The 13259-nt window shown below is 46.9% G+C and carries 13 protein-coding genes; 1 reads left to right on the forward strand and 12 read right to left on the reverse strand.

Translation table 11 applies throughout. The features are described from left to right. Positions 1-4: 4 nt before the first annotated feature. The 9 genes from FD960_RS10005 to FD960_RS10045 form a co-directional block, all read right to left on the reverse strand. Positions 5-868 carry a pirin family protein gene (locus FD960_RS10005; protein ID WP_215299089.1) on the reverse strand — a complete coding sequence of 288 codons (864 nt, stop codon included), beginning with the start codon at positions 866-868 and terminating at the stop codon, positions 5-7. Positions 869-902: 34 nt separating this feature from the next. Further along, positions 903-1460 carry a flavodoxin family protein gene (locus FD960_RS10010; protein ID WP_215299090.1) on the reverse strand — a complete coding sequence of 186 codons (558 nt, stop codon included), beginning with the start codon at positions 1458-1460 and terminating at the stop codon, positions 903-905. Between the two features lie 24 nt (positions 1461-1484). After that, positions 1485-1895, reverse strand: a complete 411-nt coding sequence (locus FD960_RS10015) for a DoxX family protein (protein ID WP_215299091.1) — start codon at positions 1893-1895, stop codon at positions 1485-1487. 32 nt (positions 1896-1927) lie between these two features. Continuing rightward, positions 1928-2344, reverse strand: coding sequence for a MarR family winged helix-turn-helix transcriptional regulator (locus tag FD960_RS10020; RefSeq protein WP_215299092.1), 417 nt, complete (start codon positions 2342-2344; stop codon positions 1928-1930). Between the two features lie 129 nt (positions 2345-2473). Further along, complete coding sequence (glmS, locus tag FD960_RS10025; protein ID WP_215299093.1) at positions 2474-4306, reverse strand: glutamine--fructose-6-phosphate transaminase (isomerizing); 1833 nt, start codon at positions 4304-4306, stop codon at positions 2474-2476. Continuing rightward, positions 4306-5793 carry a bifunctional UDP-N-acetylglucosamine diphosphorylase/glucosamine-1-phosphate N-acetyltransferase GlmU gene (gene glmU / locus FD960_RS10030; protein ID WP_215299094.1) on the reverse strand — a complete coding sequence of 496 codons (1488 nt, stop codon included), beginning with the start codon at positions 5791-5793 and terminating at the stop codon, positions 4306-4308. The genes glmS and glmU overlap by 1 nt, the downstream gene beginning before the upstream one ends. Positions 5794-5836: 43 nt before the next feature. After that, on the reverse strand, positions 5837-6748 hold the full coding sequence (ttcA, locus tag FD960_RS10035; protein WP_215299095.1) for a tRNA 2-thiocytidine(32) synthetase TtcA: 912 nt from the start codon (positions 6746-6748) through the stop codon (positions 5837-5839). 30 nt (positions 6749-6778) lie between these two features. Beyond that, complete coding sequence (locus FD960_RS10040; protein WP_215299096.1) at positions 6779-7174, reverse strand: dihydroneopterin aldolase; 396 nt, start codon at positions 7172-7174, stop codon at positions 6779-6781. A gap of 40 nt (positions 7175-7214) precedes the next feature. After that, a complete protein-coding gene (locus FD960_RS10045; protein ID WP_251369792.1) occupies positions 7215-8036 on the reverse strand; it encodes an SDR family oxidoreductase in 822 nt (273 codons plus the stop codon). A 25-nt stretch (positions 8037-8061) separates the two neighbouring features. Between FD960_RS10045 and FD960_RS10050 the strand changes: the two genes are divergently transcribed. Then, positions 8062-9249, forward strand: a complete 1188-nt coding sequence (locus FD960_RS10050) for a class I SAM-dependent methyltransferase (protein WP_215299097.1) — start codon at positions 8062-8064, stop codon at positions 9247-9249. Between the two features lie 3 nt (positions 9250-9252). On the opposite strand, the gene FD960_RS10055 is transcribed toward FD960_RS10050, so the two are convergent. The 3 genes from FD960_RS10055 to FD960_RS10065 are packed head-to-tail and all read right to left on the reverse strand — an operon-like array spanning position 9253 to position 13215. Then, a complete protein-coding gene (locus FD960_RS10055) occupies positions 9253-10392 on the reverse strand; it encodes a polynucleotide adenylyltransferase (RefSeq protein ID WP_215299098.1) in 1140 nt (379 codons plus the stop codon). 4 nt (positions 10393-10396) lie between these two features. Continuing rightward, on the reverse strand, positions 10397-11305 hold the full coding sequence (locus FD960_RS10060) for a complex I NDUFA9 subunit family protein (RefSeq protein ID WP_215299099.1): 909 nt from the start codon (positions 11303-11305) through the stop codon (positions 10397-10399). Between the two features lie 23 nt (positions 11306-11328). Further along, positions 11329-13215: a lytic transglycosylase domain-containing protein gene (locus tag FD960_RS10065; protein WP_215300681.1), complete on the reverse strand. Its 1887-nt coding sequence runs from the start codon at positions 13213-13215 to the stop codon at positions 11329-11331. Between the last annotated feature and the right edge of the window lie 44 nt (positions 13216-13259).

The following is a 13259-nucleotide window of genomic DNA, read 5'->3' on the forward strand; positions in this document are numbered from 1 at the left end:
CTTGTTATCTAGGAATCTTTCCAAAGCTTCCACTATTGAAATCTTGCATCGCCTGAGCAATCTCTTCTTGGGTGTTCATGACAAAAGGTCCGTAGCCTGTAATGGGCTCATCAATCGGTTCGCCACTCAGTAGCAATGCAATGGAATCCTCCAAGGCATGAACTAGAATATCTTGCCCCTGATTGCTAAACATCAACATCTGCGCATCTTTAGCTAGCGCGCCCTCACCAGCCTCAACAGTACCCTTTAATACTGCGAGCGATGTATTCCAGCCCTCGGGGACTGGGATAGTGACAGTACCCTTCTTCAACTTCAAGTCCACTACATTCAAGGGAGTAAACGTACGGGCTGGTCCTGCATGACCATTAAATTCACCGGCAATGATCCGAGCCTGTCCTGCTTCACCCTGTAGATTAATAGTGGGAATCTGCTTATCCAAAATCGCCTGGTAAGCCGGCGGTGTCATTTTATGTTTTGCAGGTAGATTTACCCAGAGCTGCACCATTTCTAAAGTTCCGCCACTTTTAGCAAAACCTTCTGAGTGAAACTCTTCGTGCAAGATGCCGGAGCCTGCTGTCATCCACTGAACATCGCCGGGACCAATTGTTCCGCCCTGACCTGTGGAATCTTTATGCGCTACTTCACCCTCATAAACAATGGTGACTGTTTCAAAACCGCGATGGGGGTGTGAGCCCACACCCTTACGATCGGCCGTTGGGGGAAAGTCGGCTGGTCCAGCGTAATCGAGCATCAAAAAAGGGCTCATTTGTTTTCCTAGATTTTGATAGAAAAACAAGGTGCGCACGGGAAAGCCATCACCCACCCAATGACCACGATCATTACCCTGAATGCCAATGACTTTCTTCATAAATCCCCCAATAACCAATCAAGACTTAATAAGCTTACTTACCTTTGAATTGGCCAGCAACTTTAGCAATGCGCTCACCGTACAGGCGTGCAGTTTCTAAGTCACCTGCGTTCACTTCATCAGCACTTGCATCTGAAGGAGTTTGCATCATTGCGCCAGCAAAAGAACCTACATAGTTCACGTCATCACGCTTAGCAGCTTTTGCATTGGAAGGCATCAAGCCAGTACCAACCCAAATGCCAGAATGCTGCATAGCTAAGGTAAAAAAGTAATGCAATGTGGAATGCTTGTCACCATTCATAGTGGCAGAGTTAGTAAAGCCACCAAAAATCTTGTCTTTCCACTGTTGTGTAAACCACGGCTTAGAACTAGCATCAGCAAACTTCTTAAATTGCCAGCTCACAGTCCCCATGTAGGTGGGTGAGCCAAATATGATGGCATCTGCAGCATTTAATGTTTCCCACTGCGCATCGGTAATATTGCCTTCTGCATCGATAGCTACCAATGTACCATTCGCACCCTTTGCCACTGCTTCCGCTTGTTTAACGGTATGGCCATAACCACTATGAAATACAACGGCTACTGTAGTCATTTTATTTTCCTTAAATGAATGAAATTAATTCGCTGCTTTACGACCATCAATGCTGAAGTTACCTGCGCCAGCTGAAGCTAGAACTAACAAACCACCCATTACTGCAATGTTCTTGAAGAACAGTAATTGTGCGATGAATGCAGCATCTGCAGGAGCAGCCCAAAATGCATGGCCAGTAACAGCCGCTACCAATGTAAAGATGGCCATGATGATGGCAACTACTCGTGTTTGGAATCCTACGATCAATGCAGTGCTTCCCAACACTTCAATCACAATGGTTACTACCAGTGCAAATACTGGGGCAGGAATGCCTAATGATGCGAAGTAGCCCAATGTACCCTCAAACCCAGCAATCTTTCCTAGGCCTGCTGGCAAAAATAAAGCAACGATTAGCAATCGGCCGATGAGGTTGAGTGCGCTTTGATATGTGTTCATGTAATGCTCCTTTTTATTTACTGGTATGTGAATTAATTAAAAATTGCTTTTACTTCTCGTAAAACCGTTACTGCTTGTTCCAATTCTTTTTTACTAAGCTTACTAAATGCCTTCCCCAGATACTCAATATGCTCTGGGAATACTTTCTTAAACAACTTGTCGCCAGATTTAGTGAGTCCAATCTTGTAACTCCTTCCATCTTCTACATTCACAAATTTCTCGATAAGTCCTTTTGCCTCCAATCTCTCAAGCACTCCAGTCATCGTGCCCTTCGAAACCAGGGTTTTTTCACCAAGCTCCTTGCAGGTCATTGGCGGTTGATTGCCCAAAGTGGCCACAATATCGAACTGGGTCATGGTTAAACCCATCTCTTTTACATGACTTCCCGAATGCGCCTCAAAGGCCTGGTAGGTCTGCGCCAACTCTTTCACCAGTGACAGGTAATTCATAAGAACTTTCAATAATTTAGTCTGTATGCGAACTAGTTTAGTACTAACTCGTACTAATTGCAAGGCCCTATTCACTATCAGGAAATAGATGGGGTTAATGGTCATAGGGCCGCAAAGCCCTATGGAGACTTACTCGACGGTAACTGACTTTGCTAGATTGCGCGGCTTATCCACGTCAGTCCCAAGGGCACAAGCCGTGTGATACGACAAGAGCTGCAAGGGAACGACATGCAGAATTGGTGAGAGATTGCCATAGTGCTCAGGCAAGCGAATGACATTGATGCCTTCGCTGCTGCTGATATCAGTATCTTGATCAGCAAAAACATACAGCTTACCGCCCCGAGCCTTTACTTCCTGCATATTGGATTTGAGCTTCTCTAGAAGGTCGTCTTTTGGGGCGACCGTTACTACAGGCATCTTTTCAGTCACTAGAGCAAGGGGGCCATGCTTCAGCTCGCCTGCCGGGTAAGCCTCAGCATGAATATACGAAATCTCTTTGAGCTTGAGGGCACCCTCAAGCGCGATGGGGTAATGCATCCCACGGCCTAGAAATAAAGCATTCTCACATTTAGAGAATGCATTACTCCAAGCAATAATTTGGGGCTCAAGCGCCAAGACCGCATGCAACGCTTTTGGTAAGTGGCGTAAATCTCTTAAAAGCTCTTTTTCACGCTCAGGACTCACTTTGCCAGCACGCTTAGCCAATGACACCGCCAAAAGATACAACGCGACCAACTGGGTAGTAAATGCCTTCGTGGAAGCAACGCCAATCTCTGTGCCAGCCTTGGTTAAGAAATTCCACTTAGTCTCACGAACCATGGCGCTACTAGCAACATTACAAATTGCCAGGGTGTATTGATGCCCCAAGGATTGCGCATGACGCAAAGCAGCCAAGGTATCAGCGGTTTCACCAGATTGAGAAACCACCACCACTAAAGCGTTTGGATTCGGAACGGTTGTGCGATAGCGATACTCGCTCGCAATCTCTACCTGTGTCGGAATTCCAGCAAGATCTTCCAGCCAATACTTCGCAACACAAGCTGAGTAGTAGCTGGTGCCACAAGCTAAGATGAGGATCTGATCAAATTTTTGCCACTCTTCTGAATCAGCATTAAAGAGTTCAGGACCAAAACTAGCGATATTGGCCAGCGTATCTCCAATTGCCCTAGGCTGCTCGAAAATCTCTTTTTGCATGTAATGCTGATAAGGGCCAAGATCAACAGAGTCAGCCTGCGCTGGCATAGCCTTATGTTCTCTCTGAGCCGCTTGACCCGCTTGATCAATAATCTCAACACTATCAGCCTTCAGAATGGCAACATCACCTTCTTCCAGATACATCATAGAGTGCGCCCTACCCGCAAGGGCTAAAGCGTCGGAAGCCAAGAAGTTTTCATTCTCACCAAGCGCGACCACAAGTGGAGATCCAACGCGCGCGCCCACCAACATGTCGGGACGATCTTGCGCAATGACACCAATAGCATAAGCGCCATGCAATCGTGGCAGCACCGATCTCACGGAGGCAACTAAATCTGCTTGCTTGCTCGATATATAAGCTTGATGAATCAGATGAGCAATCACTTCTGTATCGGTCTCTGAGGTGAACTCATATCCAGCAGATTTCAACTCCGCACGAAGTGATTCGTAATTTTCAATGATGCCGTTATGAACCACTGCAATCAATCCACCAGAAATATGGGGATGGGCATTTTGTGTATCAGGCTTACCATGCGTCGCCCAGCGTGTATGCGCAATACCTAAAGTGCCTCGGAAATCCTTGCCCTGCTCGGCCAATTCAGAAACGCGCGCTGTTGTCCGCGCACGTTCAATGGGGTGTTTTGCGTCATCACCATTGATCACCGCGAAGCCACATGAATCATAGCCTCGGTATTCAAGACGACGAAGCCCTTCGATTAAGACATCGACAATATTTTCACGTGATGCTGCGCCAACAATTCCGCACATTATTTTTTAGCCTTAACGGATTTTTTACTACTTACCTTTTTTACCTGAGTCTTTGCGGTAAGCTTTTTAGCGACCACTTTCTTTTCTTGCTTTACTGGACGTTGCCACTGCAAAGAAATCTGCTTTGCTCTAGAAACAGTTAATTGGTTTGGAGGCGCATCCTTAGTTAAGGTAGTACCCGCCCCCAAAGTTGCGCCACGACCAACACGGACAGGAGCAACCAATTGCGTATCGGAGCCAATAAAGACATCGTCTTCAATAATTGTTTGATGCTTATTCACACCATCGTAGTTGCAAGTAATTGTTCCGGCGCCAATGTTGACTCTAGAACCAACGATTGAATCACCCACATACGCTAAATGATTTGCTTTACTGTTCGAGGCGATCTTGCTGTTTTTCACTTCAACAAAGTTGCCAATATGAACATCGTTTGCCAAGTCAGCACCTGGGCGTAAGCGAGCATACGGACCAATCAAAGAGCCCGCGCCCACTTTAGCGCCATCGATATGGCTATATGGATGGATGATCACGCCCTTACCAATTGCGCTATTGCGAATAATGCAATAAGGGCCAATCCTAGAACCAGAAGCTAAGGTCACACAACCCTCAAATACACAACCTACATCAATAAAAACATCCGTGCCGCATTCGAGTGTTCCTCGAATATCAATACGCGCTGGATCTGCCAAAGATACTCCCGCATCCATCAGTAGATTCGCTTGATTGAGTTGATGCACACGCTCTAGAGCAGCCAACTGATCGCGACTATTAACACCCACCGTCTCATATTCAGCATCAGCTTGTGCAGTTCGAATCGGCACCCCATCTTTAACGGCCATTGCAATCACATCCGTTAAATAATATTCACCTTGAGCATTACTAGCACGCAAAGCCTTTAGCCATTTTTTTAATGCTTGGGTTGGCAAAACCATAATGCCCGTATTAATTTCTTGAATGCGCTTTTGCGCAGGCGTTGCGTCTTTTTCTTCGACAATCTCTTTAACGGAACCATCGACATCCCGCACAATGCGGCCATAGCCTGTTGGCTTATCTAAATTCTGTGTCAGCAAAGCCAAGGCGGAATCTTGACCGCGTACGCCGTCAGCCAACTTCGCCAATTTAGACAGGGTTTGTTTGCTCGTCAGAGGGACATCGCCATAAAGAACCAATGTAGGTTCATTGACATCAAGCTTAGGTAGCGCCTGCAATAGGGCGTGGCCCGTACCCTTTTGCTCTGCTTGTAATGCAGTGCTGACCTTGCGATAGGTAGCATCCTGCTCACTAGCAAGATCTAAGAAGTCTTTTACATCCGTAGCGCCATGGCCTACGACAACAATTGGGCCGTTTTTGGCATTCTTACCCTGCAGGGAGAGGGCTGTAGCTAGAACATGCTGGAGGAGCGGTTTTCCAGCCAAGGTTTGTAGAACCTTGGGTAAGGCGGACTTCATCCGCTTTCCCTGGCCAGCAGCCAAAATAACGATATTCATAAAGAGGAATTATAAATTGCCTTATTTATATTCCCCATAAGTATTAGTCGCTAAAGGGGCCTGAAACGCTTTGTATTAGGGTTCCGCAGGCCAATTCATCGATTTCCGTCTCATCAATAGCCTTGTCGCCAGCAGATCTAGCGGCGATGCCCGAAAGTTCAGTCGAAATTTCCAGGCCCTTGAAGTCAAACGCTTCGTCATCCATTAAATGGGAGGGCACGATGTGATGCATAGAACGGAACAAGTTCTCCACTCGGCCCGGATGTTTCTTTTCCCATTCGCGCAGCATTTCTTTCATGGCGCCACGCTGAAGATTGGGCTGACTGCCGCAAAGATTGCACGGAATAATGGGGAAGTTCATATCCACGGCATAACGCTCAAGCAACTTCTCTGGAACATATGCCAAAGGACGAATGACAATATGTTTGCCATCATCTGAACGTAACTTTGGCGGCATGCCTTTTAGCTTGCCAGCAAAGAACATATTCAATAATAGGGTTTCCAAAATATCATCGCGATGATGACCCAAGGCGATCTTTGTCGCACCCAATTCGTCCGCCACACGATACAAAATGCCACGGCGCAATCGAGAGCAGAGTCCACAAGTGGTCTTACCTTCTGGAACAACTCGCTTCACAATGCTATAGGTATCTTGATTTTCAATGTGGAATTGGACCCCCAAAGCAGTTAAGTAGTTTGGCAAGATATCAGCCGGAAATCCTGGCTGCTTTTGATCTAAATTCACAGCAACAATTTCAAAGTTGATGGGGGCACGCTCACGCAACTTCAGCAAGATATCGAGCATGGCATAACTATCTTTACCACCCGATAGACACACCATGACTTTGTCACCATCTTCAATCATGCCAAAGTCGCCAATAGCTTGACCCACTAAACGGCATAGCTTTTTCTCAAGCTTGTTTTCTTCGAAGACGACTTTACGAATATCACTCATGGCTAGGAAATTCTTTTCTTAATACTGCTCTTAAACTTGCTTCATCCGAAAGACTTCAACGCCTACAGAATGACAGTCGGGATACACGTCGGGCTTGGCCGTGCTGACACGAGCAGCAATAACCTTGGGGTGCAGCAGCATCGCAGTCACGATGTCATCGCAGAAGGTTTCTTGCAAATGGATATGCCCCTGGGAAGACCGCGCCTTAATGGTTTCACGCATAAAGTCATAGTCAACAACCTCCTCTAGCAAATCTTTTGAAGGAGTATTCATAGTTAAAGGGATATATAGATCCACATTCAGAATGACGCGTTGCTCTGCCTTCTTCTCAAAATCATGAACACCGATATTGATATAGATTTCGTAGTCACGCAAGAATAAGCGTCGGCAATCAACTAATGCTGGATGAGAAAGAATAGCGTGCATAAATTTTGAATAACTTTTAATGAATTTCTTAGTGAAATACTCAACTTGTTTTAAACATCACGTCGCGTGAAGAAGGCAGCAGATGCTGTCCGCCATCAACGTACAAGGTGGTACCAGTAATAGAATTTGAACTTGCTAAAAATACCGCTGCTTTAGCAATGTCGCCAGGCGTTGAAGACTTACCTAATGGCGTCATCTGATGCGCTTTAGAAAAACCTTCTTCAGTTTGATCACCTGATAGAAGCGTAATGCCGGGGGCCAAGCCAAGCACTCTTAAGTAAGGTGCAAAGTCCACAGCAAGCAGCTCTACGGAACTTAAGAGGGCTGCCTTTGAGAGGGTATAAGACAAAAAGTCTGGATTCAGATTAATGAGCTTTTGATCAAGCAGCTGAATCACAGAGGCAATGGATCTCTCTACATCGCTTGCATTTTTAGACCTGCTCTTTTGATACTCAAACATGAGCTGGGACAGCAGAATTGGAGCAGCCAAATTCACCTGCATATGATCACGCAAGTTTTTACCCGTCATCGGGCTTGTGGAATTAGCACGATCATATTCAAAGATGGATGCGCTATTGACCAGACAGCGCAAATCTGGAAACTTTGCAGTAACCGCGGAAAATACAGCATTGATTTGGTCCTCTTGAGCGAGGTCAGCCTGAAAGGCGTGCGCCTTACGTCCCAACTTCTGAATATCGCCGACCGTTGCCTGAGCCTCAAGCTCAGACCTTCCATAATGAATAGCCACATCCCAGCCTTGATGTGCAAACTCTAAGGCAATTTCACGACCGAGACGCTTAGCTGCGCCGGTCACTAAAACCGCTTTGTTTTGCTGATGTTGTGGATTTGAACTCAAGTTCACTGAAATTCTCTTAGACTAGCGAGCTATGGATATTACCTTGACCGGCCTTGAAACGGCGCATACCGAGCTCCTGAACCAGAAAATAATGGGTGAAATCGCCTCTCAAGGGGGTTGGATGCCCTTTTCTAGGTATATGGAAATGGCTCTCTATGAGCCAGGCATGGGCTATTACAGCGCCGGCGCCCACAAGCTTGGTGCGGGCGGGGATTTCACAACGGCGCCGGAATTGTCCCCCCTCTTTGGCGCCGCCATCGTTTCCACGCTATTACCCATCCTAGAGGGCCTGAAAGCCAAAGGTTTACCTACTCAAATCCTGGAATTTGGTGCCGGCACCGGAAAGCTTGCGGAGTCCATTTTGAGCCGCCTAAATGATCTTGGTTTCTCGCTAGATCGCTACGACATCATCGAGATATCGCCTGATTTGGCCCAAAGGCAAGAAAACCGTCTTAAAGCTCTTACTAAAAATCTCCAGCTTTCCACCCAATGTAACTGGCCTCAATCACTCCCGAATAACTTCACAGGAATTATTCTGGCCAACGAAGTCATTGACGCAATTCCTTGTGAGGCGATCGTTTTTCAGAATGGTTTTTGGTATTGGCATGGGGTTGCGATCACTGGCGGGAAATTAGCTTGGGTCACCGGCAAGCCTGTTGAGCAATCCCTGCTTCCTGAAACATTGCTCACAGGAAATTTTTCAGAGGGCTACGTCACTGAATTGCATACGCAAGCAAATGCCTGGATGCGTCATATCGCCAAACAGCTGGATGCTGGCCTCTTCCTCACATTCGATTATGGGTTTCCAGAAGCTGAGTATTACCATGCGCAACGCCTAGAAGGCACGCTCATGGCACATCATCGCCATCACGCCATTCAAGATCCATTTCATCTGCCTGGTCTTTGTGACATCACAACGCACGTTGAGTGGTCCCAAATTGCGCGTAACGCATTAGAAGCAGATGTCGATGATGTGTATCTTAGTAATCAGGCAAGCTACTTACTTGATGCTGGTATTGGTGATATCGCCCTTGAAAATGGCGACCCTGGAAATCCAGAAACTTTTTTACCGATTAGCAATGCATTACAAAAACTCTTGTCCGAAGCAGAGATGGGTGAGCTCTTTAAAGTCTTTGCCTTTTCAAAGAAACTGAATGATCTGTTGCCAGGCCAGACGCTAGAAGATTTACCAGGCCTGAGAGGCCGAAATAGACTCTAGGTTTTAGGTGTTGAGTGCGGAGGCAACGGCAGAAAGTCTTGCGGCGTCTACTGCACTACGAATACATTCGCCATTCGTACGATCTTCAGCAGGAATACTCGAAATAATTTCTGCGGTGTTGAGCACCTGTGCGTTTCGCATCGCTTGCAGTAGAGCATCTACCCTTAAACCAATTCGATTAGCTAAATCCAATAGGGCTTCTCCACGCTCAGGTTTACGCCAAACATCCGCGCGATTAAACCAAGCAAGCACATCGACAGCGCCATAGGCGCACTGAGTTGTACTGATGCTCTTTTGGATTAGTTGATTGAGTTCACTAAAGATCTCACTGAAATCACGCACATCATTTGGCATGCGCACACAGTCTGACCATGAGCGAATCTCACTAGCAGGTAAATGTATGAGCACTACCGCACAACGATTCTCCAAGCGATCGCTTGAAGTCTGCAAACGGGCAATCAACTCTTCACGATATGACTCATTTGTTAGCGCGCTGACTAAGTCTGCTGGTAAGAGCGACTTTGCCGCTCCAGTATCCAGCAGTACCTGAAACATGCGCATGGGTTTGGCAGCCGTCAACCCTCTAGCCAACTCTTGCCAAATTCTTTCGGCCGATAAATCTGATAGCTCATTTGATTGCACAATCGCCTGCAAAGCATCCATGGTTTCTGTTGCCACCGTGAAATCCGGAAAGCGTGCGGCAAAACGCGCGATGCGCAACAAGCGAAGTGGATCTTCCGCAAATGCATCTGACACATGACGAAATATTCGGGCGGCCAAATCTTGTTGTCCATTAAATGGATCTAAGATTGGACCAACCCACTTTCCATCATCACCCACCTCTTGCGCCATGGCATTGATCGTCAAATCGCGACGCTCTAGGTCTTGCTCTAGGGTGACTGTTGGATCAGCGTAAAACAGGAAGCCTTTGTAGCCTTTGCCTGTCTTACGCTCGGTTCGAGCTAAGGCATACTCGGCCTGTGTTTCTGGATGCAGAAATACGGGAAAATCTTTTCCGACAGGACGAAAGCCCTGCGCAATCATTTCCTCTACGCTGGCGCCAACCACAACATAATCAATGTCGTGCACCGGCATACCCATAAGGGTATCCCGAATTGCGCCACCAACCGCGTAGATCTTCATTTGCTTATTTCATACCTTCCAAAGTACGACGACTGATTCCAAAAACCGTAGTCAATGCATCCAGCCCGTTGAGTGGCAAGATGTTAGGCGCCTTCATAGAGTCAATATTGTCACGAGACATCAACGTAGGTACCGGCAAAAATTCAAACGCCAGCGCCTGCAAATATCCAACAAAATCGGGAGCTGGAATGATGGCGCATCGCGTCTTTGCTTTTCGTGCGGCAAATTCCACAATCTCTTTCATGGAATATACCGTAGGGCCCACCAAATCATAAGCGTGATGAATGGTGGATGGCATCTTTAAAGCTTTAGTGAAAGCAGTTGCTACATCATCAACACTTACTGGCTGAAACTGAGCATCAGAATTTGCCAAAGGCATCGCCGGGAATAACTTTGTCAGCCTTACAAACAGATTAATAAATTGATCATGGGCACCAAAAATAACCGAAGGTCTAAAGATGGTCCAATCTAAATTGCTTGCCTTCACAGCGGCCTCGCCATCGCCTTTGCTACGCTGATACATCGATGGTCCTGTTGAATCGGCACCCAGCGCACTCATATGCAGATAACGTTTTAGGCCATGCATTTGCATCGCCGTAATAATGTTTTTGGGCAGCTCAACATGCGCAGCTTCAAATACTTTGCCATAAGGCCTTGCTGGTTTGTCGTGTAATACCCCAACTAAATTAATGACTGCACCATTCGATTTGATACAAGAACAAAGTTCTTGCAAAGCATCAAACTCATGCACATCCGCATCCTCAAGATGCACCTTAGGCAAGAGCCTCAATTCACGTGCAGCCGCTAAATGCCGAGTAGGCAATAAAACAGAGTAGCCCTCTGCCTGTAATTGAGCAGCTAACACTCTTCCTACAAAACCGTTACCACCAATCAGCAGAATGTCGTATTTCATAAGGCTCCGATATTTTTGGAATGCTAAGGTAATTCAGAAGGATTTGCTGCTTTAGGAGTAATCACTCCCAATCGTTGCTTTAAAGATTGCGCTTGGCCGTGCATCACCGAAGAATAATATGTTGCATTAGCGAGCACGTTCTTTACATAGGTACGCGTTTCATTGAACGGAATGGTTTCCGCAAAGATTGCGCCTTCCGTTGGACTGGTGAGTTTTTCACGCCATGATTTGGAGCGGGATGGGCCGGCATTATATGCAGCGGAAGCCAACACCCATGAGCCATCTAAATCTACCAAAACCATATTGAGGTAATTACTACCCAGGGTGAGATTGGTATTGGTATCGCTCAGCTTGTCATTGGTGTAGCTGGTCATGCCAATTTTCTTGGCCACATACTTGGCGGTATTTGGCATCACCTGCATCAAACCCGAAGCTCCTACTGAAGAGGAGGCATTCATGATGAAGCGGGATTCTTGACGAATTAATCCATATGCCCACGCTAAGTTCAAATCAATCTGCTTTGCAATCGGAGAAAGTTCATCACGATAAGGCGTGGGGTAGCGCAAACTAAAGTCATGCTCTTGCTTGGTGCGATCCGCAGTATTGACGACGCGATCGTAGAGCCCAATTCGCTTGGCATACTCAGCGGCTGCAAGTAATTGCTTGTCGCTCATATTGCGTAATTCCCAATTCCATTCACGATTGCCTTCGAAGCGAAGATTCATAGCATATAAACGTTCACCACGAACAAAGCCTTTGCGACTAGACATGGCTTCAATTTCTTGATCGCTCACCTTAGTCCGAGCCGGCGCATGATTGGACTTACCCAAATCTTCACGAGCCAATTGTCCATAGAAGTTGTACTGGTCAGCGATCAGCTCAAAATTCTCACGCGCATTCTCGTTCTGACTCTCAGCCTTCAGTGCGCGACCATACCAATATGTCCAGGCGGGATCTTTGCTACGCACTGCAGGGTTCATGCCTTCGATCGCATTCTTCACTAAAGTCCAGTCTTTAGCGCGCAAGCCCGCACGCACTTTCCACTCTTGACCTTCGGTTGATAGCAGCTCGTTGTAACCAAGATCTTGCTGGAGTCGATAGGCATCATCAGCATTGGGATCTAATTTCTTCGCTAAAAACTGGCCGATCACACCCCACGCAAGGGCTTGATTTTCTTTGCTGTAGCGCGATGCATTTTGAGAAAAGTCCTTAAATGCTTTTGCTGGATCAGCCTTGGCAGCCTTCACAACCTCTGCAATCGGATCTTCACCACCGAGACGACGGGCCATGGTGTCAAAACCCATTTCAGCTGCAGCACGGCCTATCGCTTTTGCTTCGCTTGGAGTCATTCCGCCTGCCGCTACTAGGGCGGGTACCAACTCCTGACAGGCTTGCCCAAAGTAACGGGGGTCAAGCAAGATGGCGCGGGCATCTATACCCACCTTAGTTGGATTCTCGCCTTGAGCTAACTTAGACTGGAGTGAATAGCACTTCACCTGCGTGTCGTCATCCAAAACAAACTTGGGATACTCGGCATCAAAGCGAGACCAATCCTTGCGCTTGCCCAATACCAGCAACCAGTCATTACGCATACGATCGGCTAAAGCAGTGCCTTGATACTGATTGAGAAAGGCGATCACTTGGGAGTCGGCATTGGTATCAGCGCGGGCCCCACCGGCACTATCGAAAAGCTGGGGCTTAATGCGGAAATAGGCTACATAGTCATCATAGGGATAGCTAGACAAGCTAGCCGCCAGTGTTTGAGAGCGAGCAACATCATTCTTCTTTGCCGCTTCACGTAATTCGATAAAAGTACGGTCGCCATCGGTAATCTCAAAAGCAGAAATTCTGCTTTCTTTTGGGGGCGTCACTTTCTTTGATTTCTCAGCTGCAAAGCTAGGAGCATTCATTGCCAACGCAAGAAATAACACCCCACCTAAGGCTTTTTGCCAAG

Origin of the sequence: Polynucleobacter sp. AP-Nino-20-G2, from assembly GCF_018688235.1 — a bacterium.
In the GTDB taxonomy this organism is placed as follows: domain Bacteria; phylum Pseudomonadota; class Gammaproteobacteria; order Burkholderiales; family Burkholderiaceae; genus Polynucleobacter.